The organism is Neptunicella sp. (assembly GCF_048268085.1).
In the GTDB taxonomy this organism is placed as follows: Bacteria; Pseudomonadota; Gammaproteobacteria; order Enterobacterales; family Alteromonadaceae; genus Neptunicella.
This window is the reverse complement of sequence record NZ_JBLWWF010000012.1, coordinates 77,816-103,545: the sequence shown is the minus strand read 5'-3', so window position 1 is coordinate 103,545 and position 25,730 is coordinate 77,816. Positions and strand designations below refer to the sequence as shown.

Sequence of the window (25,730 nt, the reverse complement as noted above, 5' to 3'; positions counted from 1 at the left end):
ATAAGGCTAATAAATAATGATAGAAGAGCAATTGATATGGGGTTAGTTGTCGACGCAGATACGTTGCTGCTGGACGTTAATCTGGCAACTATAACGGAAAACGGTCAACCTTACGGCATTGTCCGTAACGCAGCACTGACGATGGCGGGAGGACAAATTACCTGGGTCGGGCAACAAAGTGAGTTACCTGAATTAAATCAGGAGCCATTGATTGAATCATTGAAAGGACAGTGGCTCACTCCCGGCCTGATCGATTGCCATACGCATTTAGTGTTTGCCGGTAATCGCGCCGACGAATTTGAGCAACGATTGCAGGGTGTCAGTTATGCTGATATTGCTGCTCAGGGCGGCGGTATTCAGCGTACTGTGAGCGCCACACGTGCAGCGTCTGAACAGGAATTATTGCAACTGGCATTACAGCGGGCGACCACGTTGTTATCACAAGGCGTCACTTGTATTGAAGTGAAATCCGGTTATGGTCTGGATAGCCAAACTGAATTAAAAATGCTGCGAGTGGCGCGCCAGTTGGCTGAGCATTTACCCATTAAGGTACAGACCACTTTTCTGGGCGCACATGCTTTACCGCCTGAATATGCGGACAATGCTGATGCGTATATCGATATGCTGTGTAATGAATTACTGCCACAAGTCGCCCAACAGAAATTGGCAGATGCCGTGGATGTGTTTTGTGAATCGATTGGCTTTACTGTTGAGCAAACCCGACGCGTATTTGAACAAGCAAAGGCACTGGATTTGCCGGTAAAACTGCATGCGGAACAGTTAACCAATATGGGCGGTAGTGCATTAGCAGCCAGTTTTAATGCGCTATCGGTGGATCATATTGAATATCTGGATGAAACGGGTGTACAAGCCATCGCACAAAGCGGCACGGTGGCAACGTTATTACCCGGCGCATTTTATTATTTAAAAGAAACCCAAAAACCGCCCATTGATTTATTGCGCCAATACAAGGTGCCGATGGCGCTGGCAACGGATTTCAATCCCGGCTCTTCACCAATTTGCAATTTACCCTTGATGATCAATATGGCTTGCACCCTGTTTGGATTGACGCCAGAGGAAGCCCTGCAAGGGGTGACAATTAATGCCGCCAAGGCGCTGGGAATGGAGCAACATATCGGCAGTATTGAAGTGGGCAAACAGGCTGATTTAGTCTGCTGGGACATTAGCCATCCTAATCAGTTGGCTTATCAAATTGGCAACCACTCAATTATTAAAATGTGGCAAAATGGTGCGGTTATTAACCTGTAGATAATTACTATGCTTGAAACTGACCGATTGATTTTACGCCAATGGCAAGCATCCGACCGACAACCTTTTGCCGATCTGAATGCCGATCCCGATGTGACCGAATTTTTCCCCGCCCCGTTTAGTGCCACGCAAAGTGACGAAGGCATTCAACGCTATCAGGACGGGATTAGTCAGCGAGGCTGGGGGTTTTGGGCAGTAGAGCGCAAACAGCAGGGGGATTTTATCGGTTTTGTCGGGATGCAACCTATTCCCGACATTCTGCCGGTAGAACCCGGTGTAGAAATAGGCTGGCGATTAGCCAAACACAGCTGGCGACAAGGTTATGCCAGTGAAGCAGCCAAAGCCTGTTTGCAGTTTGCTTTTGTTAAACTGGATTTACCCCAGATATTTTCCTTCACCGCGGTTGCTAATGCTCCTTCACAGGCGGTGATGCACAAAATTGGCATGCGCAATATGCAGCAAAACTTTATTAATCCCAAAGTTCCCCAAGGGCATCCATTAGCAGAACATGTGTTGTATAAAATCACGGTTGAACAATGGCAGTCGCACATTAAAAGCTAAAGCTATGTGACCACGCAGGCACAGAGTTGATGGGAAATGGTAGAGTAATCAAGTCTCATACTGGTTACGACCGCATTGAGCGAAAATCTGACATTGGCAATAACTGAGGAGGTAGTCTGCTTCAGGTACAAAGTGATCGTTGACATCCTTCAATCTTAACGTCTGCAACTGGCACTCAGCAGACATTTTCACAAAACTTTCAAACATCATAAAAATCAAAGCAAGGCGTAAAAAACTTTGCAAAATATCATTGCTCACGGCAAGGTTATGAGCATTGTAAATTTAAACAAAGACGATGTGGTGAGCAGTCAAAGTCGACTTTTCTGCAGTCTCGTTAGGCATAAGTATGAACAGGATTACATTCAAGGTCATAAAGAAGCATAAATATGATTCCGGTTATGAATCTTCACTGGTTAATATCTTTATCGATGACATACCGTTGGCAAAAATTATGAAAGCTTATGAGATGCCAATGGCAACAAAGGAAGGACATCCAGACCTTGCAGGGGGCTACCATGCTATTGAGGTATTATCTTCACTCGAAAAATATTATCTTGGAAAAGATAAGGCAGATTGGGGGGATGAAGAAAACAAAACAGCACTGCTCGGTTGTGAGTGCGGTACTGTAGGTTGCTGGCCGTTGCTCTGTAAAATCAGCTTACAGGGCAATAAGGTTATTTGGTCTGAGTTCGAGCAACCTCATAGAGACGATGACTGGGATTATTCGGCTTTCGAAGGTTTTGTGTTTGAAAAGCAGCAGTATCTTAAAGCTATAGACGCAATGAAAAATGCCTAACAAGTAAAGTCAGCTTCGATCCTTCGGGGCTGGACCTTCGTTTCGGCGCTTCGCGCCTACACTACGGACGCTGCTTTAGGCGTTACCTATATCTGAGACAAAGTAACAGAGCCCCATATAAATGCTATTGGCTGTTATAAAAGTTATATTGCTTTATTAAATTATGTTCGAATTTCTTTCGAACATCACTATTACAGTCATAATCGTTCATGAACTTTTCAAGACTGCTAAATACCTCAAGAACCGTCTGTTTTTCTTTTTTGACACTATCTTTTCTTTCAAATAAAGAGGCTGATTGAGCTTCAATTATTAATGTTCCGTGTTTGAAACAAATATCAGAACACGCCTCCTTAAATTCTTTGTTAAGTTTATATGTATCACTAACCTGATAAGGGTCCACACGAGTTACCTCCGAACCGAGTCCATCAGTTATCTTGTAGCCAGACACATCTACGGTTTTGGTTATTTTAAATGCTCCAGGGTGAAAACACTGTTTTGGACTATCCGAGTAATTTAACATGTAAAAACCCAGCATCTCTTCAATTAAGTTTAACCTCTTTGTTCCGTCAATTATATCCTTAACCTTTGCGTGAGCGCTGCGCTTAAGATGCGGAATCATGTAGTCGCCCTCATCAGCTCTGATATTTCCGCGATAAACTTGGTCTAGATAACGCCCAGCAGGATAAAAACAAAGTGGGCATGCGCTTGGTAAATTATTATTGTTAGGAGAGGCTTGGTTGTCACACAAAAATACAGCTGTTTCAGTATCTTGTGAAGCTAGGTCATACATTTCAACCTTACTGCTTCCTCCTCCTTGATAATAAAAAAATACGCCTTCTCCCTCTACAGCAAAATAAAACCTTTTCTTATCCTTTCTATTCGCTAACCGGGTAAATAGAACCTTTCCATTTTCACGGCTAAATGCTTTACATTCTCGGCTGTTATCTTTTACCTGAGATAAGCTAATTTCGGAAATCGGCCTCGTTTTTATAGTGTCGTATGGACTATTTTTCCTCATATGAATATTCTCTTGAACGAATTCTTCTATCTCTTCAGCCACAAGAAATTGAGGGGTTTCGGAACGAAATATTGCTAACGGAGCGATTAATTGGTGAGTAAAGTTACTATTTAAATATTGGTATGCATTCAATTGTAAAACAAACTCTTCTGAAACTTTTGCCCGGGAAAACTCTAACTGTGCGTCCTTGTTGCTTCCTAACTCATCTGTAAAAAACTTCTGTTGTGATTCTTTTGCCTCAAGTCTGAAACTGTTTTTATCAACAATATAGCCATGAATCCATCGGTCGATATCTTTATAAGTTGACGAGTTATAAGCTGGGGAAAATTTTTCTTTTCGAGAAACAATGAAAAAATGCTTACCTCGTAATCGCTGAGGTTCTATCAGTATTTCATAGAGAAACCCAGTTTTGTGGGAGAATAAATAACCGACGGTTCTACCGACTTCATTTGACCATATGAGCGCCTCAATTTTTTCGGTTTCCGTTGAAACTAGCCAACTACCAGAAAAAAAATCTGGTTGATAGTCTCTTTCAACGAGTAAATTTATTTTCGTCTTAGTCCCTGGGTTTGCATGGACAAAACTGGCTGAATTCAATAAAAACACTATTAAAAAAGCGATAAATGCGCGATAACTAACCTCCACTGTATTCACTTACAACTACTCCTTCGTTGATTACTGTATTGAATATAAGAAGAATTAAAACTATTTACAACCCCCTGTGACAGCTGTTGTTTTTGACTGGTTTGATTTGTTTAAATGTTCGCTTGGGGGCTAATTTGCATGGCATGTCAGTCCTCCTACTGTAACTATCCCTTAAAATGATACTGCCTGCTAATGACCGTAAAGGGCCTGAAACCGGGCCCCAATAGTCTATTTTCAAGTGCAGCTTAATTATCTAAAAGAACATAACTTGTCGATGACCGCTTTCCACCCCGAACAGATCGTCAACTAGTGGCTAATTTGCTTTTGCTACATCGCTCTTTTCAGATCCTACACAAAAGTATTGGGTGTCTGCTTTTAGGAGCCATTTAAAAATAGTCTACGACCACAAATGGCACAATCCGGACGTCAAAATTCGATAATGAAGAACTATTTAGTATGAGATTTTATTACTCCCTAGGTTCATTGTGAGGGGTAATTAATCCTTTTATCTACTGGTGTTCTCTGGCCTTAATAAAGGTACATACCAGTTCAGTTAGCATCTGACCCACTATCTGATTTCCTGCCTCGATGCCTGCGGGATGTCTTTCCGGGGCGCCTTCGGCTATATGCAGGTAACGGATATTTTCCAGTTGGCCCAAATAATCAATGTAGTGCAGTGCGTCCACTGAACTGACTCCGCAGTGGGTAATGGCGCTGGACGGCATATCTGAAATGGCATCTAAATCGATTTCCAGGCCTATGGGTAGATGACTGTTAGCCAGATATTCTGCGGTTTTTTCCAGAATTTCGTCGAGCTGAATTTCCTGACGCCATTTCCAGCGCTGAATACTGTAAAACGGAAAAGCCGCTTGGCGCAGGGCATTTAGGGCTGACTGGGAATTTTTTTGTTCGTGTAAACCAATGATGGTGTAGCGATTTAACCAGCCGGCATCATAGGCGTAGCGGAACGGATTGCCACTATGGCGTCCTTCCGGTTGACGAAAATCCGCATGGGGATCCAGATTGGCCACGGCCAATGGTTGTTGTGTTGATTGATAACATGCCTGAATAATGGGCAAGGCATTGTTATGTCCACCGCCAATGACGATGGGGATTAAATTGGCGCTAAAACATTGTTGCAATACCGCATTTACCCTTTCATCCAACTCGCTACAGGCACGCCGTAATGAGTCGGTATTGTGCCCCTCCAGATCGTCAGTTTGCACCTGACCGAGCAGCAAAATATCTTGGCCGGATAAAAACGAATTAGATTGCAGATTGAGGAAATAAGTTAAAAAGGCCTGCCATCCTTTATCCGCTCCGCCTTTACCCAAATTAGCGCGGGGACCAATATCTTCTGGTATTCCCACCACTGCATAGCGAAACCCGTTCTGATGCGCATTTTGTAGTGTTAAGGTACTGGATAATAAGCCAATGGCTTCACCCATCCGGGTTTCCCCGGGACGAGTTTTGGTGTTTTCCAGGCGTTGCTGTTGGGTAAAAGGGTGTAAAAAGGGCAGCATTTAGAGCTTAAAAGCGCTATTCGGCATCGAGTGGTTCGGGAGATAAAATAATTCCGGAGCTATCGGCATACAGATGATCTTCTGGTAAAAAAGTAACTCCACCAAAGTTAACGGCCACATCAATTTCACCGTTAGGCTCAAAATCAGCGCCGACCGGAATGGCTGCAATGGCATGAATACCGATGTCCATATCTACCAGTGAATCTACATCGCGCACGCTACCGTAGCAGACAATACCTTCCCACTCGTTTTCCAGAGCGAGGCGTGCCAGGTTAGCGTCAATAAGTGCCCGACGCATCGAACCTCCGCCATCAACGAGTAATATTTTACCTTGCCCCGGTGTTTGTAAGACTTGTTCAATTAGGCCTCGGGATTCAAAACATTTAACGGTAGTGATTTCACCGCCATAGGAACTGCGCCCACCATAACTAATAAACATGGGTTCGACGACATCGACACTATCGGTAAATAAATCACAAAGCTCAGAGGTGTTGTAATCCATGATGATCCCTAAATCAGACTATGCAGCAATGAGTATACTGCCAGAAGTCATATAGTTAAAAGGTTCAATTGCATTTAAGGCGATTTACTCTGCCAAGGCCTTGTTTGTCATTAAAGCTTCTTAATATTGTCACGGTTGTTTCAAAAAGCGCTTCTAGCATTGGTTATTAATAAAGTTAGAGGTGTTCTGATATGAATTTGCTCTCACGCACAGATACACAGCTGTTTTATTGGATTTTTAATAAAACAGCGGGTCGGAATTGCAATGTGATCCGTTTGGTTTCAAAAACGGGCGATGGCTACCTGTACTTATTGGTTGCCTTGCTGATTTGGTACTTCGAGCAAGAAAAGGGCACGGTATTGCTTTATTGTGCATTGTTGGCCTATGCGATGGAATTGCCCTTATATGTGGTCTTGAAAAAGTCCTTCAAGCGTCAGCGCCCTTGCGATTTATTCAGTAACTTTACCGCCCATATCGCCCCGTCAGATAGATTCAGTCTGCCTTCGGGGCATACCGCCGCCGCGTTTTTAATGGCGTCACTATTAGCCAGCTTTTACCCACAAATTATGCCTTTGGTTTACATCTGGGCGAGCATCATTGGGATTTCCCGAGTGTTACTCGGTGTGCATTATCCCAGCGATATTATTGTAGGTGCCTTGTTAGGTGAAACCATCGCACTGATTAGTCTTTCTATCCTTTTATAGTTGAGCAGTATGAAAATATTTTACGGTATACAAGGTACCGGTAATGGTCATATTACCCGTGCCCGCGTGATGGCTAAAGCCTTTGCCGCCAGAGATGATATACAAGTGGATTACTTGTTTAGTGGCCGAGATAAAAGTAAATATTTTGATATGGAAGTGTTTGGTGATTATCAACATCGCAATGGGTTGTCTTTTGTTACCTGCAATGGCTCGATTGACCATTGGAAAACCTTTCGCAATGCCAAAGTGGGGCAGTTTTTCCAAGACATCAAATCGTTAGATTTAGCCGACTATGATTTATTGATTAATGATTTTGAGCCGGTTTCCGCTTGGGCAGCTCGTCGACAAGGTATTCCATCCATATCGATTAGCCATCAGGCGGCTTTTGCTCATGCAGTGCCCAAGCAGGGCGACAATATGCTGAACCGGCTGCTGCTAAAACATTTCGCCCCTTGTGATATCAACCTTGGCGTTCATTGGCATCATTTTGGTTTTAATTTGTTACCTCCCCTGATTGATATTCAGTTAGGCAGGGATATGTGCAGTGACCAATATTTGGTGTATTTGCCTTTTGAGAGCCTTGCCGATATTGAAGAGTTTCTTAAACCTATCAGCGAACGGCGTTTTATTTGTTTCCATCCTGAATTGGAGGCAGATTATGACGACGACAACATTCAATGGCGTAAAACTTCAAAGCAGGGGTTTCGTGAAGCCCTTGTTGAAAGTGCCGGTGTGATTGCCAATGGCGGCTTTGAGTTATCCAGCGAATGTTTAATGTTGGGCAAAAAGTTGCTGATCAAACCCCTGCATGGCCAATTTGAGCAATTATCTAATGTGTTAACCCTGCTAGAGCTGAATTTGTGTAGCAGTATGGAAGCATTAGATACCGATATACTGGAAAAGTGGCTATTGGCGCCTGGTGTGGACAGAGTGATTTTTCCGCAGGATGTTGATTTACTCGTCGACTGGATTAAAGCCCGGCGTTGGGATGAGACCGGCGAGTTATGCAAAACGTTATGGGAACAAGTGGTTTATCCCGAGCCGGTGCAGCGGTTATTAAACCGCTACCCCAGGTTAACTTAATTTGATGGCAGCCTGTTGGCTTGACGTATATTAAGCCAACGAAATAGGTTTTTTAGCATTAATCCTGCTAACAACAGCGCACAAAAAAGATACAGATAAGATTGGTTATGCTGATGTCCACTGAGTGTTGTTGCAGCAATGGTAAAGTCATATTGATCAACCAACCAATTAGTTAGATAACCAAACCCAATACTCGCGGTAAAAATACTGAACAGATAGGTAATTAATACCGGGGTACCCAACTCTTTGTGGATCATGCCCATGGTTGAAATATTGGTTGCAGGTCCCGCCAGCATAAACACCAGTACTGCGCCAGGTGATACACCAGCCGCTAGAAAACCTAACGCTAAGGGGGTGGATGCTGTCGCACAGATATACATGGGAATGCCGATCAGTGCCATGACTGCCATAGCAATAAAACCACCCCCCCATTGGGTTAAAAAGTCCACTGGTACAAAGGTTTTAACCAACGCTGCCATTGCCAATCCAATCAATAACCAAATACTGATATCACGCAATAATTTTCCGCTGGCAAAACTAACGCTATTAATTAATCGCTGGCCAAGACTGACCGGTTTTTCTTTAGCAGACGGAGTACTGCAACAGCTTTTTTGAACGGGCTCCTGACTCTCACTGGCGCAGCAACTCTTTTTAACCGGTTCAGGCGTTTCACTGGCACAACAACTTTGTTTTACGGTTTCGACTTGCTCGCTGGCGCAACAGCTGGTGTTGCTCGGACGAGAAACATCGGCTGATTTAGTTTGCTTTTCTGGCCGGTCTACCAGCATCACTAATAAACCGGCATATATCGCGCTTAAAATGGCGGTAACGGGTCGAACGATTGCCATAAAAGGCCCTAATAGCGCATAAGATACGGAAATTGAATCCACACCTGTTTCAGGGGTGGCGACTAAAAAGGAAATACTGGCCGATTTTGAAGCGCCAGCGCGTCGTAATCCTATTGCGGCCGGAATGACTCCACATGAACAAAGTGGCAAGGGCGCGCCTATTAAAGCCGCTTTGATTACCGATGACGTATCGTTTTTACCTAACTGTTTTTGTAATAAACTGATGGGCACTAACCATTGCATTAATCCCGCAATCAGCAAACCCAACAGTAGCCAAGGGGCTGATTCAATAAACAGATCAATAAAGTGGCTGAGCAATTCGATAAGCATATTCATTTTAATTGTCCTGAAAAATCCGGATCTTCTAATGTTTGTAAAATGGAGCAGTTGGCGGCACTTTCTTGACCCCCGCAACAGGCCTGATGTAAACGCTGTAGTGCCTGTTTTATTTGATTAAGATCATGAATTTTTTGTTCGATTTCTTCAATTTTATTACCGGTTACCTGTTTGACCTCTTCACAGGTATGCCGATCTTTTGCGACTTGAAGATTTAATAACTGATCAATTTCTTTAAGTGAAAAGCCGACTTTTTTGGCTTGCAAGACAAAATGTAAACGCTGCACATCGGCTTCTGCATATAATCGATAGCCGGAGTCGGTACGTTGTTGTGCGCTGATCAGCCCTTTAGATTCATAGTAGCGCAAGGTTTCGACGCTAATATGGGTTTGCTTGGCTAATTCCCCAATTTGATAAAACTGACTATTCATTTATCCACCATCCTCTAAATGAATTATAAGGATAAACCCTAAAGTATACTTTAGGGTCAAGCAGATTTTTTACACAGAAAAAATAACCGGCAGTATTCGTGTTTGGCTTACAGCACCCGACTATCAAAATCTTCGATAAACGAGTCAACAATATCACCGGCTTCGGAGATCTGATCGGTACTGATACGCGCAATATGGAATAACGCTTCACCCTGATTGGCTACGGGGATATTGGAGATACCAATTACCATACCATCAATAGGCGAGCGAATGGCTTGTTCCATTTCGCCATGAGGACTGGCTGAATAACCTAAAATTTGGCCTTTCTTGACTCGTTCACCTAAACGAATGCGGCTAATAATAACCCCATCATTTTCGTTACGTATCCATTGGCTATGGTTGGTGACAATGGGATCAAACTTTACCCGACTACCACGACGCTGGACTATACCCAGCTCTTTCATGACATTCAGTACACCATTTAAACCGGCTTTAATGGCGGTTTGGTCAAAGCGCAGGGCTTCACCGGCTTCGTAGATAATTGCCGAACACCCCAATTTGCTCGCTTGGGCTCGCAGTGAGCCGTCTAATTCTTTGGCATGCAAAATAATCGGAACATGAAAAGCCTCAGCCATTTTTAATGCCACCGGATCTTTCACATTGGCGCGGATTTGCGGCATGTTGCTACGGTGAATCGCGCCGGTGTGCAGATCGATAATATGACTGGCACGACTCATTAACTGAGATGAAAATAAATGGGCTAAACGGGAGCCCAACGTACCTTGTTCCGACCCCGGAAAACAGCGATTTAAATCCCGTCTATCCGGCAGATAACGGGTTTGCTGAATAAAACCAAATACGTTGACAATAGGTACAATCATCACCGTACCGTGCAGCCGTTTAGGGTTAAGCTTTTTAATTAAACGGCGACAAATATCCACTCCGTTTAATTCATCACCATGTACTGCAGCACACACCAACATGGTCGGACCCTCTTTGATGCCATGAAATACTTCCACGTGCAAATCAATTGGGGTATCGGTGTAAAGTCTGACTGATGGTATTTTAACCGAAACCTGTTTACCGGCAGGGATGATTTTATCGGCAAGTTCAAAGGCAGGGCGACGGGGCATGGTTACCCCTTTCCACGAGTACGGGTTTTAGTTGCGCTGGCATTTTTTTCGATAAACTCAATAATTTTACCTGCCACATCTTTACCTGTAGCGGCTTCAATGCCTTCTAAGCCCGGAGATGAATTGACTTCCATTACTACCGGACCATGGCTAGAGCGTAAAATATCCACCCCGGCGACGTTTAAGCCCATGGTGCGTGCAGCGCGTACCGCAGTACTGCGTTCTTCCGGAGTCAAACGTACCACGGTGGCAGTACCGCCACGGTGCAGGTTAGATCGGAATTCCCCCGCTTTAGCCTGACGTTTCATGGCGGCAATTACTTTATCACCGAGCACGAAACAGCGTATATCGGCCCCACCGGCCTCTTTAATATATTCTTGCACCATAATATCGGCTTTTAAGCCCATAAAAGCTTCGATAACACTCTCTGCCGCTGAACGGGTTTCGGCCAGTACCACACCGATCCCTTGGGTCCCTTCAAGCAGTTTAATTACTAATGGCGCACCACCGACCATTTCAATCAGATCGGGAATATTACTGGCCTGATTGGCAAAGCCGGTAATGGGCAAGCCAATACCTTTGCGTGAAAGTAATTGCAATGAACGCAATTTATCGCGGCTACGGGTAATCGCCACCGATTCATTGACCGGATAAACGCCCATCATTTCAAACTGACGTAATACGGCGGTGCCGTAAAACGTTACCGAAGCACCGATACGCGGAATAATGGCATCAAAATGGGGTAATTCATGGCCTTTTACATGTACGGATGGGGTTTGCATATTGATGTTCATATAGCATTTTAAGGCATCGACAACATGCACGTCATGACCACGTTCTATGGCGGCTTCTTTCAGTCGGCGTGTGGAATATAAATTAGCATTGCGAGATAGAACGGCAATTCTCATATTAGGGCCTATTTGGTTAGATTAAGAAATGATGTATGAAGCGGTAGGGTCAACAATAAATCGGTGCAACATTGCCTGTCTACCTAGCAGCATTCTAAATTTCATGCTATCGCGATTGGTCAGCGTCAGTTCGATAGGAAATTGATGCTCTGCTAATTGTAGTTGAGTTTCAACTACATAGCGCACTTCTTCATGGCCACCAGAGTCACGCACACTGCGTTGATCAATTACCCGAGCTTCACACTCATGCACGGTTTGATCGTCATTCTGATTGGGGTGCAAAAAGATTTTTATCCATTGCTCACCATTTTTTTCAAAAGGTTCGAGATTAAAGGCATGCAGACAGGAGGTTTTAGCTCCGGTATCTACTTTCATTTTGATGGCATCAATGCCCAAATCGGGTAATGCGCCCCATTCACGCCAGCCTAAAGTTGTTTTCACTTGTTATAACCTGATGATCTTTAATTACAATGAAGCGATATATCATGAATATCACAAAGTGCCTAAAAATAATCATAACAGAATGAAAATATTTTTCCGTGGGCATAAAAATACCGCCATGGAAGGCGGTATTGATGTTGGTATGAGGGGATTTAATATTACAGAATGAAACGACTCAGATCTTCGTTATCCACTAGCAAGTCGAGTTTGTCATTCACGTAATCGGCATTAATTTCAATGCTGGAACCATTTTTTTCGGATGCATCGAAGGAAATTTCTTCCATCAATTTTTCCATCACGGTATGCAAACGACGGGCACCGATATTTTCGGTTTTTTCATTTACTTGCCAGGCAGCATTGGCAATCCGCTGAATGCCGTCCTCGGTAAAATTAATGTCCACGCTCTCGGTTTTCATTAACGCTTTATACTGTTCAGTTAATGACGCGTTGGGTTCGGTTAGAATACGGACAAAGTCTTCGGCCGCCAATGCATTTAATTCGACGCGGATCGGCAAACGGCCTTGTAATTCGGGGATTAAATCTGAAGGTTTGGACATCTGGAACGCACCCGAAGCAATAAACAACATATGATCGGTTTTGACCATGCCATGTTTAGTACTGACTGTTGAGCCTTCCACTAGAGGCAACAGGTCGCGTTGTACACCTTCACGGGAGACATCGCCACCACCGGCATTTTCCCGTTTGCAAATTTTATCGATCTCATCGATAAACACGATACCGTTTTGCTCTACCAAATCGATGGCTTTTTGCTTTAGATCTTCCTGATTAACCAATCGTGCAGCTTCTTCTTCAATCAATAATTTAAAGGCATCTTTGATCTTCAGCTTTTTGGATTTTTTCTGATTACCGGACAAATTCTGGAACATGCCCTGTAACTGGTTAGTCATTTCTTCCATACCTGGGGGGGCCATGATTTCGACACCGACTTGCGGTAGGGTCACATCGATTTCGATTTCTTTATCATCCAGTTGACCTTCACGCAGTTTTTTACGGAATGCCTGACGTGTGCCTTTATCCTGACTGGGTTCCTGGTCGCCCCAGCTATTTTCCGGGCGAGGCAGTAATTTATCCAGAATACGTTCTTCGGCTGCTTCTTCGGCACGGAATCTGACTTTGGCCATTTCCTGTTCTTTGGTCATGGTCACCGACATATCGGTTAAATCACGGATAATGGAGTCGACTTCCTTACCCACATAACCCACTTCGGTAAATTTAGTGGCTTCGACTTTAATAAAAGGGGCATTGGCTAATTTGGCCAGACGACGGGCGATCTCGGTTTTACCCACACCTGTAGGACCAATCATCAGGATATTTTTAGGAGTCACTTCCTGACGTAATTCAGGCTCCAGTTGCATACGACGCCAGCGGTTACGCAGGGCGATGGCCACCGCGCGTTTGGCATCATTCTGGCCGATGATGTGACGATTCAGTTCGTGAACGATTTCTCTTGGGGTCATTTCAGACATGAATAAGTCTCTTAGTAATCCAGTTGTTCAACTGTTTGATGTTGGTTGGTGAAAACACAAATGTTGCCTGCAATAGTCAGCGCTTTAGCGGCAATTTCGGGAGCTGAAAGCTCGGTGTTTTCCAATAAGGCAGTTGCGGCGGCTTGAGCAAAGGGGCCACCAGAACCAATTGCAATCAAATCATTTTCTGGCTGAACCACATCTCCGTTGCCGGTAATGATTAATGATCCGGTATGATCGGCAACGGCCAATAAGGCTTCCAGTTTGCGTAACATACGATCGGTACGCCAATCTTTGGCTAGTTCCACTGCCGCACGGGTGAGATGGCCTTGGTGAGCTTCCAGTTTAGCTTCAAAACGTTCAAACAGGGTGAAGGCATCGGCAGTACCGCCGGCAAATCCGGCTAATACTTTATCATGATACAAGCGACGTACTTTACGGGCGTTACCTTTCATCACGGTATTACCCAGTGACACTTGGCCGTCACCGGCGACAACAACCTGATTACCACGTCTGACAGATACTATAGTGGTCATATTTATTCCTACGCTGAAAAAACACCGCATGAAGATCCTTTGGTCTTGAGGCGGTGTAACTGATAGTCAGTATGTAGGGATGGGGGAAGGGAATTTCAAGGTTGAATTAATTCCAGCGCCAAATTTGGCAAGTCGCGATACCCAATTTTCGCGCCTGGTGTTTTTTACGTTCTGCTTCGCGCTTGTTTTCAATCGGTCCGACTGCGACTCGGTACCACAAGCCATTTTTTCCTTGTGAACCACTAACATCCGCCTCCAGTCCGCCAAAGGCGAGCTTGGCTTTCATTTCTTCGGCTTGTGATTTTAGGCGAAATGAACCGCACTGCATTTTATAGGGGCGGGTATCTTTGGCTTCTTGTGGCTCGGGTACATCCACTTCAATATTCTGATGATCCAATGCATCAATAAATTCCCATTCTTCTTTTGGGACTTCCGGTAATGGATCGGCCTGTTGCTCTGCCACAACGACTTTTTTAGGAGCGGTATCGGGAGCCGTACCTTTTATCGACCACAAAAAATAACTAAACCCAGCGATTAATGCCGCAGTAATAATAATTCTTAACCAAGGTAATGGGGACTTTTCCGGTGCTGCTTTAGCCGTTGATTTACCGCGGGAAACATAATCTTTTGGTGCCATAACGTTGCATTACTACTTGTTGATGAATTAGATATAACTGACGTTTAATTAACTTGTCGCAGGACAGGTCACATTTTCCTGAAGCGATGATTGTACCGACTATATAAATTGGCACAATCAAAAATCGGCACAAAATATAAGTGCTTGTCTCATTGAACGTTGTGGTGGATTAAAATGTGACATTTAAACTAATAATCCGCGTTTGATAGCGCTATCTCGTCAATTATTTAAATATTCGCGTAAGTACATCTAGTTGATTGATTTATATACAATTTAATGTCAGTTATTTTTACAAACATATAAATCATGTCGCACTTTATATGTCTAACTGTTTGAAGTTAATCGTTTTTGTTTATTTGGCTTGGTTTTTGCTTTTAGTACTACAGTACTAGTTGATGTTGAATATTAAGGAATTAGCAATGATAAAATTATTAAATAAGATGTTCATAGCGACTGCTCTTTTGGTAGCAAGTAATGCCAATGCTGGGGTTGTTTATCAGGCTGCGGATAATGTAATTGGTGGTTTGTGTCCAACTTGTGCTGGCACAGCGACAACCATGGGCGATTATATTTCACTTGAGGGTGGAGCCGCTCAGTTGACTCAATTAATCTGGGATACCTCAAATTATGGTGCGGATTACGATGCTCAAATTCAAGTTGCATTATATAACGTAGATACTAGCGGCGAACCTGCGTTGGGGAGTTTGATTTATAGTCAAACCACAGAACACTTTCTTGCTGGTGGAAATGGTGGGTCATCACGTTCATTTGTAGATATTTTTCTGCCGCAGGTATTAGTCCCAGAGTCCTTTATATATACAATTTCTGTGTTGAATAATAATGGTTCAACTAATTGGAATGTTTCAGGTCATCAAGCTAATAACGCGACCGATGCAAATGCCGATGGAGCCCAAGCTCAAGTTGGAGAAAACAATGAGTTATCTTATATTTTTGGTGATTGGGTGCCAGAATTCGGTGCAGATACAGGGTCTTTAAATGTGGGTAGATTAGGTATGGCTTCATATCAATATGGCTTGCCACAATATGCTGATACATATGGTGTTTACACTTCGTTCACACCGAACGTGACATTTTTCGCGACCGATGTTCCAGAGCCAGGGACATTAGCATTATTTGGTTTGGGGGCATTTTTACTGTTAAGACGTAAAAAAGCTTAATCCAACCCTGCTCTGTTATTAAGCCGGTATTTTTTACCGGCTTTTTTATTGCTGAAATTCACGGCCTCCATTGTTTAACTAATCAGTCTCATTTGTAAGTTTTTTTAGCGTCTTGTTAACACTTGCATAACTATTGACTTTTTCCGCATAAACTTTTGTATTCAGTAGAGTTTTCTTGCAAACTGGATTGCATAAAAGGTGAATGGAGAAGTGGGTGGATTACTCTTGGCTGCTAACTGCAGCGTTTCTGGTTTTCTTGATGCAGGCCGGTTTTCTATGTTTGGAAAGCGGTAAAATTCGCAGTAAGAACAGCATTAATGTTGCCGCTAAAAACATTACCGATTTTATTATCTCCACCATCATGTTTTGGCTGTTTGGTTTCGCGTTGATGTTTGGTGATTCCTATTATGGATTGTGGGGAACCAGCCACTTCCTGTTCGGCGAACATAATTCGGCTTATGAAATCAGTTTTTTTATCTTTCAGCTGATGTTTTGCGGTACTGCTGCGACGTTAATGTCGGGGGCAGTAGCGGAACGCATGACATTCAGAGGCTATTTGTGGGTCACGGTGATTCTCAGTGGCTTGATATATCCGTTAACCGGTCACTGGGCATGGGCTGGTGCATTCAATCATAATAATGCCGGTTGGCTACAGCAATTGGGGTTTATCGATTTTGCCGGTTCAACCGTGGTGCATTCAGTTGGTGGGGCAGTTGCTCTGGCGGCGATTATGATCATCGGTCCTAGAATCGGCCGGTTTGACTCCGAGTCACCCTTGCCGGTGGGTAACAATTTACCTATGTCTGCATTAGGTACGTTGCTTATCTGGCTTGGTTGGTTTGGCTTTAATGGTGGCAGTACGTTGCTATTTAACGACCAAGTACCAGTGATTATTCTTAATACCTGTTTGGCAGCGGTATGGGGGGGCGTGGTCAGCAGTATTTGTCATTACTATTTTCATCGTTATATCGATGTCACCTTTATTCTGAACGGGATTTTGGCCGGATTAGTGGCGGTGACTGCTAACTGTCATGCTGTTAGTCCTGCACAGTCGGCGGTTATTGGCATGGTGGCCGGGGTTATTTTATATGCCGGCACGCTGTTAATGGAAAAGCTGAAACTAGACGATGCACTGGGGGTCATTCCGACGCATTTGTTTGCTGGCATTTGGGGAACGGTTGCGGTTGCATTATTTGGCGATTTAACCATTTTAGATACCGGTTTAACCCGAACCGAGCAGTTATCTGTGCAACTACTTGGCATTCTGGCTATTAATGTGTGCAGTTTTGTCTTGGGCTATGCATTGTTAAAACTGATTAATCGCTTCGTGGCGTTACGGGTTTCTGCCGAGAATGAAATGCAGGGGATGAATATTTCGGAACATCGCGCATCGACCGAGCTGATTGATCTGCTGGGGTCGATGAGCAAGCAACAGCATGATGGAAATTTTGTTGAGTCGGTGCCGGTGGAGCCTTTTACCGAAGTGGGACAAATCGCTCAACAATACAATCAGGTCATTGATCGGGTTAAGGCCGAAATATCTCAACGTGATGATGCCATAAACAGCTTTAGAGCCAGCGAAAAACGTAAGAGTGCCATTCTGAATTCATCGATGGACAGCATTGTCAGTATTGATTTAAACGGTCATATTCTTGAATTCAATCCCTCAGCGGAAAAGATGTTTGGTTATCTTAAACATCAGGTCAAAGGCTTGAACTTTATAGAGTTATTTGTTCAACCCTCTGAGCAAAAAAATATCAGAGATAGCCTGTCTCACAAGTTTTCTGCCTCTCAAGGTTTGTTGCGCAATCGTCGTAATTCGATTCATTTATGCCGTAGCTCCGGGGATATTTTTCCGGCAGAAATTACCATTACCGGAGCTGAACTTGGCGGTGAACTGCGCAATGAATTCACCTTTCATGTGCGGGATGTAACACGTCAGTTAAAATTGCAGGATAAATTAAAAAATATGGCTTACAGCGATCCGCTGACGGGGTTGTATAACCGTACCTATTTGATCGACCGGCTTAACCGGATTATTCAGCTTCCTCCTGCTCCAGATACCATGTTGGCGGTATTTTTTATGGATCTGGATCGGTTCAAAAAAATCAACGACACATTGGGTCATAATGCCGGTGATGATTTGCTCAAAGAAGTGGCGACACGACTCAGCAGAGTCACCCGTCAAACCGATGTGATTGCTCGCTGGGGAGGCGATGAATTTGTTATTTTGATTGAACAAGGTGTCAATGAAGAGTTTGTTGTCAATAAAGCGAATGACATTTTGGCGGCAATGCGTGAACCCGTTGAGTTAGATGGGCGCGAGATTAGCATTCCCACCAGTATTGGTATTGCTTTGTCTGCCGTGGATAAAACTCAGGCCGGGCAATTGGTGCAACAAGCGGATATTGCCATGTACCATGCCAAGCAAAGCGGCAGGGATAATTATCAGTTGTTCAAACAAGAGATGGCTAATCAGTCGGCCCGGGAATTTAACTTTGAACAGGAAATGCGCCATGCATTGCAGGCGGATCAACAAATTTCGGTAGTCTATCAACCTAAAGTGGATCATCACCGGCAGATCGTCGGATTGGAAGCGTTAATCCGCTGGACCCATCCTATTGAAGGTGTGATCTCCCCAGCGGAATTCATCCCTTTGGCAGAACAGTCTAATTTAATCCTCAGTATTGGAGAAAAGGTGATTGAGCTAGTGTTGGCACAAATGCAACATTGGCAAAATAGCCAGCTTGCGGAGATACCGGTATCGATTAACTTATCCGGTAAACAGCTTATTTCTAATACCTTGTTGCCCTTTATTCGTGGTGTTCTGGAAAAATACCAGATAGACGGAAATCGTCTGGAATTTGAAATAACCGAAGGGGTATTGGTGACTGATATTGAGCAATGTATTCGGGCAATGGCTGAACTTAAAGCCTTGGGCATCCAAATTTCTATTGATGACTTTGGTACCGGTTATTCGTCGTTGAATTATTTAAAACGCCTACCCATCGATATATTAAAAATTGACCGTTCTTTTGTGGATGAATGCGCCAGTATTGTCGAGGACGGACAAATTTGCGCCACGATCATCAATTTGGCCAAAAATTTGGAACTCGCGGTGGTGGCAGAGGGCGTGGAAACACCTCAACAACTTCAGTTTTTGATTGAAAAAGGCTGCACGGTTTTTCAGGGATTCTATTTTTATAAGCCTTTATCGGCTCAACAGATAGAACAACTGCTGCCGTTGCAGCAATAAAAAAATACCCGCTTGATAGCGGGTATTGTTCATACTTATCGAGATCAGTTAGAGTTACTGCACACCCTGACTGGTCAGGTATTCTTCGTAGCTGCCGTGGAAATCAACAATTCCGGTTGGAGTTAATTCGATGATTCGGGTCGCTAATGACGATACAAACTCGCGGTCATGGCTGACAAAGATCAAGGTTCCGGGATAGTTTTCTAACGCCAGGTTTAATGACTCGATGGATTCCATATCAAGGTGGTTAGTCGGTTCGTCCATCACCAGAATATTTGGCCGTTGCAGCATTAATTTACCAAACAACATGCGACCTTGCTCACCACCGGAAATGACTTTAACTGATTTAGTGATCTCGTTTTGAGAAAACAGCAAACGCCCTAACGTGCCACGCATCACCTGCTCATCGTCACCTTCCTGAGCCCATTGATACATCCAGTCCATCAGGTTCATGTCTTGTTCAAACTCATGAGCGTGATCTTGCGCGTAATAACCAATATTAGCGTTTTCAGACCACTTAATCATACCTGCAGAAGGCTCTAAATCGCCCACTAAACATTTTAACAAGGTTGATTTCCCAATCCCGTTTGGACCAATAACCGCGATGCGTTCGCCTACTTCGACCATTAAGTTAAAGCCGGAAAATAACTGCTCGTCGAAGCTTTTGGCCAGTCCTTCAATTTCCAAAGCCTGGCGATGCAGCTTTTTAGTTTGCTCAAAACGAATAAATGGATTTTGGCGACTTGAAGGTTTGACTTCGGCCAATTCGATTTTATCAATTTGCTTGGCACGTGAAGTGGCCTGCTTGGATTTTGATGCATTTGCCGAAAAGCGGCTAACGAAGGTTTTAAGTTCGGCAATCTGGGCTTTTTTCTTGGCATTATCGGATAACAAACGTTCACGAGCCTGAGTCGCAGCAGTCATATATTCATCATAATTGCCCGGGAACAAACGTAGTTCACCATAATCCAAATCAGCCATGTGAGTGCATACACTGTTCAGAAAGTGTCTGTCGTGCGAGATAATGATCATGGTGCAGTTACGCGCATTGAGAATATCTTCCAACCAACGGATACTGTTGATATCGAGGTTGTTGGTGGGCTCATCGAGTAACATAATATCCGGATCGGAGAACAGTACCTGAGCCAATAACACCCGCAGTTTCCAGCCCGGGGCTATTTCGCTCATCGGGCCAAAATGTTGTTCTACCGGAATGCCTAACCCGGCTAATAGTTCCCCGGCTCGAGCTTCGGCGGTATATCCGTCCATTTCCATAAATTCAGATTCAAGATCGCCAGCTCGCATACCATCTTCTTCGCTCATTTCTGCTTTGGCATAAATGGCATCACGCTCGGATTTTACGGCCCACAATTCTTCGTGACCCATAATGACGGTATCCACTACCGAAAATTTCTCATAGGCAAATTGATCCTGCTTTAATTTACCAATACGTTCATTATGATCTTTGGATATATTGCCGGAAGACGGTTCTAAATCACTGCCAAGAATTTTCATAAACGTGGATTTACCACAGCCGTTAGCACCGATTAAACCATAGCGATTACCTTCGCCAAATTTAACCGAGACGTTTTCAAATAATGGCTTGGCGCCAAATTGCATGGTGATATTAGAAGCTGTTAACAATGTCTTAATTCCGGATTAGCGATACAAAGAAATAGGCCGAAGCAACGAATCTATATGGCCCGGCTAAAATTTGGCGCATAGTATGCCACAAAGTCATGAAGAATGATGTAGTGAGGGACGGTTAGTTGGATTAGGTTAACGTCAGAACGGATCCGTCCAATCGTTCTGAGGTTAACCTCCAATATTCACTGTCGTTACGATTTAAGACGTCCTAATTGTTTATTCATTGATTCAACAACGGAATGGACCACTTGGCTTAATGCTTTGAGTTCATCACCCAGCGTTGATAATTGTTTACTGCCATCACCGATGGCGACAATACGGCGATTAATATCTTCACTGACTTGGCTTTGCTCTTCAGCGGCAGTAGCGACTTGCGCGGCATTATCGTTAATATCGTTAATACTGACTAACACCTCGGATAGTTGTTCAAAACTCACATGGGTCTTATCTACGGTACTGGTGACAGATGTTTGAATTTGTCCCAGTGAAGTAACGGCCTGATTTACTTCTTGTTGCAAGTTCTGGATTAAGTCTCCGATTTCTTGGGTTGATGATTGGGTTCTGGCCGCCAAACTGCGTACCTCATCGGCAACCACGGCAAAGCCACGGCCTTGTTCACCAGCGCGGGCAGCTTCAATGGCGGCGTTTAATGCCAATAGGTTAGTTTGTTCGGCAATGGCTTGAATAGTAACGACAATACTGGTGATGTCCTGACTACGATGCGCCACCTCAGACACTTTATCCGCAGACGATTGGATTTGAGTGGCCAGAGAATTCACCTCGTCGACATTTTGGCGGAAGCTGTTCTGGGTCTCGGTTAACATCGTAGCGCTTTTATTCGAGCTATCGGCGGTACCACTGGCCAGATTTGCGACTTCGGTGGCGGTAGCGGCCATTTGGTTAATCGCGGCAACCACATTATCCAGATTGGATTCCTGTTCATCCGTTTCATGCCGCATGGATAAAGCTTTACCATCCAGTTCAGTTACTTGGCTATTAAGCTCGGTGGCTTCGGATTTAAGCGAGATGATCATATCCCGCAGTTTTTCCATAAAGCGGTTTAGTCCGTCGGACACTTCAATCAATTCTTTATGATTACGGACATTAATTTCTTGGGTGAGATCGCCTTCATTACTGGATAGTAACGCAATCGCGCCTGATACGGTTTCAATCGGCCGAGAAATAGAACGAGCCAGCCACACCACCAGAACAATGGCAACGACCAGCAATATTAACGCAACATAAATAAAGTTAGCCCGTTCAGAGGAAAAGGTATCGTTGGCCACTTTGGCCATTTTGGCCACCGGAGCCATGGCCACATCAACTGGCACCGAGACCAGTAATTGCCATTGAGTGTTGGCCTGAGCAATATTAATCGGCACTTTAACATGCCAGAATTTATCGTCGGAAATAGTATGGTCGGCACTATCCAGTACCTTTTTTAATTCTGGCGAGACATTTTTTAGCTGTTGGCTGAGTTGTTGGGGAAATTCACTGGAGGCGACCAGCAACTCCCGTTGGCTTACCAGAGTTAAACGGGATTGACCATTATAGAAGCTTTTAGCCTGTTGGCTGATCCATTGCTGGATGACGGGTAAATTGATATCAATTCCTACTGTGCCGCGGAACTGGCCATTGACCACTACCGGAGCGGCCAGCGTGGTCATCAAGACTTCATTGCCCGGTTCAATTTCGTACAAATAGGGATCCAATGCGCAGGGAGCCAAGGTATCGCGACCACATAAATACCATTCGGCTTCGCGTATACCGAGTTCATTAACGCTATCCAAATGTTTTTCTTCCGGATCATCTACCGGATAGTAAACCAGCTTGCCATCTTCACGAACCCAGTAAATCTCCATGGTTCCGCTGTTACTGCTATGCTCCAGATTACCCACATATTCTGCATCCCGGTTGTCGTATCCCTGGGCTTCAAACTGTGAATAGATAGAGCTGATTTGCGGGTTGGCTTCCAACATGGAACGATCCAGCTCTTTGACGGCACTGCGGCTAAGTGGTTGATTGGGATAGGCGCTGTTCTTGAGAATATTGGCTAATGAAACTGGTACGGTGAAAGACTGATTGAGTAAAGCCTGCACTTTAGCGGCGGCATTTTCACCGGTTAGTTGCATGGCGGCCAGTACCGATTGCTTTAATTGCACTTCCGTGGCGGTAAGCTGTTCTTTGGATATTTTATTTAAGCTGGAAGAAGAAAAATAAGACAGCAGCAATACACATAGCAAAACTAAACTAACGATTAACGCTAATAATTTAGTGCTAATACTGAAATTTTGGTAACGATTTTGCCAACTCATATTTATATCCTTTTTTACTTAGTCTTTATATATCGTATCGAATCAGTATTTTGTGAGTTAAATTTGCACTGATATGTGTGTACAACTTACTGAATTATAGAATGAAATTGAAAGTGGCAGGTTGTTTATGTGAAATCTTGCGGATCCACATCGACTGACCAGCGAATTTGGCTGCTTTCAGGACGATTTTCAATCTGAGGGATCGCATTAAAGAGGGCTTTTTGCAAGCTGGCTCGATTGGGACTTTGTAGCAGTAACTGCATGCGGTAACGACCCTGACGTTTCTCCATTAGGGCGGGGAAGGGGCCCATACTGATAACTTCGTTGGCATCGATAAAATACTGCTGTGCCAGTTGCAAAAATTGATGAGCCTTATTGGCTGAATTGGCTTCAGCACGAACTAATGCCTGAAAGCTAAAAGGGGGGAGTTGTGCCAGTTTACGTTCCTGCAAAGCATAACGGGCAAAGTGGCCGTAGCCGTTATTGAGCAAGTCTTGTAATAACGGATGTTCGGGATGATGACTTTGTAACCACATTTCGCCTGGTTGTTCAGCTCGACCAGCCCGCCCGGCTACTTGGGTTATTAACTGGGATAAATTTTCCGCCGCGCGAAAATCCATACTGAATAATGCGCCATCCACATCCACTATCAGTACTAAGGTTACCTTGGGGAAATGATGGCCTTTGGCTAAAATTTGCGTGCCAATCAAGATCTGATATTCACCCTGATTAATATCTTCCAGCATCTGGTGAAAACGGCTTTTACTGCGGATGTTGTCGCTATCAATACGGATACTTTTGTAAGCAGGAAAAAGTTGATTTAAACCCTGTTCTAGCTGTTCGGTGCCGACTCCCATACTGATCAATTGGGGAGATTGGCAGTCATGACAATGCTGGGGAATATGTTTAGCATCACCGCAGTGATGGCATTGCAGTTTATTCAGTCCTTTATGCAGGGTATAGCTTTTATCACAGCGATGGCACATCTCTACATAACCGCAATGATGGCATAACAAACTGGGGGCAAATCCGCGTCGGTTAATAAACACCATCACCTGATTACCCTGTTGCAAGTGTGCCGCCATGCGATCTTGCATGCCTTTGGCGATGCCGAATTGCAGAGGCTGATTTTTTATATCAAACACCTGCTGACGGGCAATTTGAGCGACACCCGCGCGCTGTTGTAATTGAAAATGTTGATACTTGTTGCTTAAGGCGTTGTGTAAGCTTTCCAACGAGGGTGTGGCGCTGCCTAATAGTAGCGGAATATTCTGTTGGCGAGCGCGGACAGCCGCCAAATCCCGTCCGTGATAACGGAAACCGTCCTGCTGTTTATAGGAATTATCATGCTCTTCATCAACGATAATCATCCCCAGCTGTTTAAAAGGGGTAAAAATCGCCGAACGGGTACCAATAACAATGGCGAGTTGACCTTCTTTGGCCTGACGCCATACCGCCAGTCGTTCGTTATCGGTCAGATTGGAATGCAATAATCCCACCGGGGCATTAAAACGTGTTTTAAAGCGTTGTACTGTTTGTGGCGTGAGTCCTATCTCCGGTACCAGAATCAATACCTGTTTGGCCTGTTTTAATAGTGGCTCAATGGCTTGTAAATAGACTTCGGTTTTACCACTGCCAGTTACGCCTTCGAGTAAAACTGGATGAAACCGATCTAGGTGACTGGTGATACCGGTAATCGCCAGCGATTGTTCAATTCCCGGGTTGGGGCCTGACGATATTTGTAATTGATGATGCCAGTAATTTTCCAGCTCAGGGATAATATGTTGTTGTTCAATCAATGCTTTTTTATGCAGTGCGTTAATAATGGCGCTACTAAATTGTTGTTTTAGTTCGCTGTCTGGCATCGGCTGTTGTTTTAACAACAACAGTAGTTGCTGCTGTTTAGGCGAACGTTTTAACTCAGCCTCGTCGGTTTGTTGACCCGATTCGCTACATTGCCAGATTAAAATAGCTGGCATCTGACTGGATTTGCCGTTGCGTAATAATACCGGCAAGGCGGATTGCAACACGTCACCAATAGGGTGTTGATAATATTGGCTAGCCCACTTAAGCATGGTTAGCATGGCGGGGCTAAACACCGGCTGTTGGTCTAATACTTGTTCGATTGGTTTTAATTTATCAACCGGCCAGTTGGATTGCTCTTTGAGACCTAATACAATACCCACCAGTTTGCGCCGTCCAAATGGTACTAGTACCCGCGCACCAATCTCTGGCACGGTGTCAGCAATGAGGTAATCAAATAAGGTACGTTTAGGAACGCCAATGGCTACATCAGCAATAGTACAGGCCATAGGATCTCAGGTAGTAGAGGCAAACTAACATTACAGGCTTATTACTATAAAGTAACTGCCGCGTCAGGTCATGTATTCGATTTAATTAGAATAGGAAATAGTAATAGCAGCGAGCAGCGGACTTCGAGTGGCGAGCCAAAAGCAAAAAAAGAAAAAGCTTATTG

21 protein-coding genes are annotated in these 25,730 nt (G+C 44.1%); 7 read left to right on the top strand and 14 right to left on the bottom strand.

Translation table 11 applies throughout. The features are described from left to right. Positions 1-36: 36 nt before the first annotated feature. The 3 genes from hutI to ACTD55_RS11260 all read left to right on the top strand — a co-directional run bounded on the left by hutI (position 37) and on the right by ACTD55_RS11260 (position 2,626). A complete protein-coding gene (gene hutI / locus ACTD55_RS11270; RefSeq protein ID WP_438864428.1) occupies positions 37-1,269 on the top strand; it encodes an imidazolonepropionase in 1,233 nt (410 codons plus the stop codon). Between the two features lie 9 nt (positions 1,270-1,278). After that, complete coding sequence (locus ACTD55_RS11265) at positions 1,279-1,830, top strand: GNAT family N-acetyltransferase (RefSeq protein WP_438864427.1); 552 nt, start codon at positions 1,279-1,281, stop codon at positions 1,828-1,830. Positions 1,831-2,176: 346 nt separating this feature from the next. After that, on the top strand, positions 2,177-2,626 hold the full coding sequence (locus ACTD55_RS11260; protein WP_438864426.1) for a hypothetical protein: 450 nt from the start codon (positions 2,177-2,179) through the stop codon (positions 2,624-2,626). Between the two features lie 124 nt (positions 2,627-2,750). Here the strand turns inward: ACTD55_RS11260 and ACTD55_RS11255 are convergent, their stop codons facing one another. The 3 genes from ACTD55_RS11255 to rraA form a co-directional block, all read right to left on the bottom strand. Further along, positions 2,751-4,298 (bottom strand): hypothetical protein, encoded by a 1,548-nt coding sequence (locus tag ACTD55_RS11255; protein WP_438864425.1) that lies wholly within the window; start codon positions 4,296-4,298, stop codon positions 2,751-2,753. Between the two features lie 500 nt (positions 4,299-4,798). Further along, entirely contained in the window at positions 4,799-5,812 is a 1,014-nt protein-coding gene (locus ACTD55_RS11250; RefSeq protein ID WP_438864424.1) for a formimidoylglutamase, read from the bottom strand. A gap of 16 nt (positions 5,813-5,828) precedes the next feature. Further along, a complete protein-coding gene (gene rraA, locus ACTD55_RS11245) occupies positions 5,829-6,314 on the bottom strand; it encodes a ribonuclease E activity regulator RraA (RefSeq protein ID WP_438864423.1) in 486 nt (161 codons plus the stop codon). Between the two features lie 191 nt (positions 6,315-6,505). On the opposite strand from rraA, the gene ACTD55_RS11240 reads away from it, so the two are divergent. Beyond that, entirely contained in the window at positions 6,506-7,018 is a 513-nt protein-coding gene (locus tag ACTD55_RS11240) for a phosphatase PAP2 family protein (protein ID WP_438864422.1), read from the top strand. 9 nt (positions 7,019-7,027) lie between these two features. Next, positions 7,028-8,101, top strand: coding sequence for an MJ1255/VC2487 family glycosyltransferase (locus ACTD55_RS11235; protein ID WP_438864421.1), 1,074 nt, complete (start codon positions 7,028-7,030; stop codon positions 8,099-8,101). On the opposite strand, the gene ACTD55_RS11230 is transcribed toward ACTD55_RS11235, so the two are convergent. From ACTD55_RS11230 to ACTD55_RS11195, 8 genes are all read right to left on the bottom strand, one after another. Then, a complete protein-coding gene (locus tag ACTD55_RS11230) occupies positions 8,098-9,285 on the bottom strand; it encodes an SO_0444 family Cu/Zn efflux transporter (protein ID WP_438864420.1) in 1,188 nt (395 codons plus the stop codon). The two genes, ACTD55_RS11235 and ACTD55_RS11230, sit on opposite strands and share 4 nt — an antisense overlap. Further along, positions 9,282-9,716, bottom strand: coding sequence for a Zn(2+)-responsive transcriptional regulator (zntR, locus tag ACTD55_RS11225; protein WP_438864419.1), 435 nt, complete (start codon positions 9,714-9,716; stop codon positions 9,282-9,284). Before zntR ends, ACTD55_RS11230 begins: the two co-directional genes overlap by 4 nt. 107 nt (positions 9,717-9,823) lie before the next feature. Next, a complete protein-coding gene (locus ACTD55_RS11220; protein ID WP_438864418.1) occupies positions 9,824-10,849 on the bottom strand; it encodes a succinylglutamate desuccinylase/aspartoacylase family protein in 1,026 nt (341 codons plus the stop codon). A gap of 2 nt (positions 10,850-10,851) precedes the next feature. Next, positions 10,852-11,757, bottom strand: a complete 906-nt coding sequence (gene rimK, locus ACTD55_RS11215) for a 30S ribosomal protein S6--L-glutamate ligase (RefSeq protein ID WP_438864417.1) — start codon at positions 11,755-11,757, stop codon at positions 10,852-10,854. 21 nt (positions 11,758-11,778) lie between these two features. After that, on the bottom strand, positions 11,779-12,198 hold the full coding sequence (locus ACTD55_RS11210; RefSeq protein ID WP_438864416.1) for an ATP-dependent zinc protease family protein: 420 nt from the start codon (positions 12,196-12,198) through the stop codon (positions 11,779-11,781). 158 nt (positions 12,199-12,356) lie between these two features. Beyond that, positions 12,357-13,685: an HslU--HslV peptidase ATPase subunit gene (hslU, locus tag ACTD55_RS11205; RefSeq protein ID WP_438864415.1), complete on the bottom strand. Its 1,329-nt coding sequence runs from the start codon at positions 13,683-13,685 to the stop codon at positions 12,357-12,359. A gap of 11 nt (positions 13,686-13,696) precedes the next feature. Continuing rightward, positions 13,697-14,221: an ATP-dependent protease subunit HslV gene (gene hslV / locus ACTD55_RS11200; RefSeq protein WP_416306462.1), complete on the bottom strand. Its 525-nt coding sequence runs from the start codon at positions 14,219-14,221 to the stop codon at positions 13,697-13,699. A 106-nt stretch (positions 14,222-14,327) separates the two neighbouring features. Further along, positions 14,328-14,858: an SPOR domain-containing protein gene (locus ACTD55_RS11195; RefSeq protein ID WP_438864414.1), complete on the bottom strand. Its 531-nt coding sequence runs from the start codon at positions 14,856-14,858 to the stop codon at positions 14,328-14,330. Between the two features lie 419 nt (positions 14,859-15,277). Here ACTD55_RS11195 and ACTD55_RS11190 point away from each other — a divergent pair, with 419 nt between their 5' ends. Continuing rightward, positions 15,278-16,036 (top strand): PEP-CTERM sorting domain-containing protein, encoded by a 759-nt coding sequence (locus tag ACTD55_RS11190; RefSeq protein WP_438864413.1) that lies wholly within the window; start codon positions 15,278-15,280, stop codon positions 16,034-16,036. Positions 16,037-16,250: 214 nt separating this feature from the next. After that, complete coding sequence (amt, locus tag ACTD55_RS11185) at positions 16,251-19,292, top strand: ammonium transporter (protein WP_438864412.1); 3,042 nt, start codon at positions 16,251-16,253, stop codon at positions 19,290-19,292. Between the two features lie 54 nt (positions 19,293-19,346). Here the strand turns inward: amt and ACTD55_RS11180 are convergent, their stop codons facing one another. The 3 genes from ACTD55_RS11180 to priA form a co-directional block, all read right to left on the bottom strand. Further along, complete coding sequence (locus ACTD55_RS11180; RefSeq protein WP_438864411.1) at positions 19,347-20,936, bottom strand: ABC-F family ATPase; 1,590 nt, start codon at positions 20,934-20,936, stop codon at positions 19,347-19,349. A gap of 194 nt (positions 20,937-21,130) precedes the next feature. Beyond that, positions 21,131-23,254 carry a methyl-accepting chemotaxis protein gene (locus tag ACTD55_RS11175; protein WP_438864410.1) on the bottom strand — a complete coding sequence of 708 codons (2,124 nt, stop codon included), beginning with the start codon at positions 23,252-23,254 and terminating at the stop codon, positions 21,131-21,133. 125 nt (positions 23,255-23,379) lie between these two features. Beyond that, entirely contained in the window at positions 23,380-25,566 is a 2,187-nt protein-coding gene (gene priA, locus ACTD55_RS11170; RefSeq protein ID WP_438864409.1) for a primosomal protein N', read from the bottom strand. Between the last annotated feature and the right edge of the window lie 164 nt (positions 25,567-25,730).

Excerpts from the sequence above, each read along its gene's own strand:
- hutI (WP_438864428.1), top strand. The coding sequence starts at position 37 with ATGGGGTTAGTTGTCGACGCAGATACGTTGCTGCTGGACGTTAATCTG.
- ACTD55_RS11265 (WP_438864427.1), top strand. The coding sequence starts at position 1,279 with ATGCTTGAAACTGACCGATTGATTTTACGCCAATGGCAAGCATCCGAC.
- ACTD55_RS11260 (WP_438864426.1), top strand. The coding sequence starts at position 2,177 with ATGAACAGGATTACATTCAAGGTCATAAAGAAGCATAAATATGATTCC.
- ACTD55_RS11250 (WP_438864424.1), bottom strand. The coding sequence starts at position 5,812 with ATGCTGCCCTTTTTACACCCTTTTACCCAACAGCAACGCCTGGAAAAC.
- rraA (WP_438864423.1), bottom strand. The coding sequence starts at position 6,314 with ATGGATTACAACACCTCTGAGCTTTGTGATTTATTTACCGATAGTGTC.
- ACTD55_RS11240 (WP_438864422.1), top strand. The coding sequence starts at position 6,506 with ATGAATTTGCTCTCACGCACAGATACACAGCTGTTTTATTGGATTTTT.
- ACTD55_RS11235 (WP_438864421.1), top strand. The coding sequence starts at position 7,028 with ATGAAAATATTTTACGGTATACAAGGTACCGGTAATGGTCATATTACC.
- ACTD55_RS11230 (WP_438864420.1), bottom strand. The coding sequence starts at position 9,285 with ATGAATATGCTTATCGAATTGCTCAGCCACTTTATTGATCTGTTTATT.
- zntR (WP_438864419.1), bottom strand. The coding sequence starts at position 9,716 with ATGAATAGTCAGTTTTATCAAATTGGGGAATTAGCCAAGCAAACCCAT.
- ACTD55_RS11220 (WP_438864418.1), bottom strand. The coding sequence starts at position 10,849 with ATGCCCCGTCGCCCTGCCTTTGAACTTGCCGATAAAATCATCCCTGCC.
- rimK (WP_438864417.1), bottom strand. The coding sequence starts at position 11,757 with ATGAGAATTGCCGTTCTATCTCGCAATGCTAATTTATATTCCACACGC.
- hslU (WP_438864415.1), bottom strand. The coding sequence starts at position 13,685 with ATGTCTGAAATGACCCCAAGAGAAATCGTTCACGAACTGAATCGTCAC.
- hslV (WP_416306462.1), bottom strand. The coding sequence starts at position 14,221 with ATGACCACTATAGTATCTGTCAGACGTGGTAATCAGGTTGTTGTCGCC.
- ACTD55_RS11195 (WP_438864414.1), bottom strand. The coding sequence starts at position 14,858 with ATGGCACCAAAAGATTATGTTTCCCGCGGTAAATCAACGGCTAAAGCA.
- ACTD55_RS11190 (WP_438864413.1), top strand. The coding sequence starts at position 15,278 with ATGATAAAATTATTAAATAAGATGTTCATAGCGACTGCTCTTTTGGTA.
- ACTD55_RS11175 (WP_438864410.1), bottom strand. The coding sequence starts at position 23,254 with ATGAGTTGGCAAAATCGTTACCAAAATTTCAGTATTAGCACTAAATTA.
- priA (WP_438864409.1), bottom strand. The coding sequence starts at position 25,566 with ATGGCCTGTACTATTGCTGATGTAGCCATTGGCGTTCCTAAACGTACC.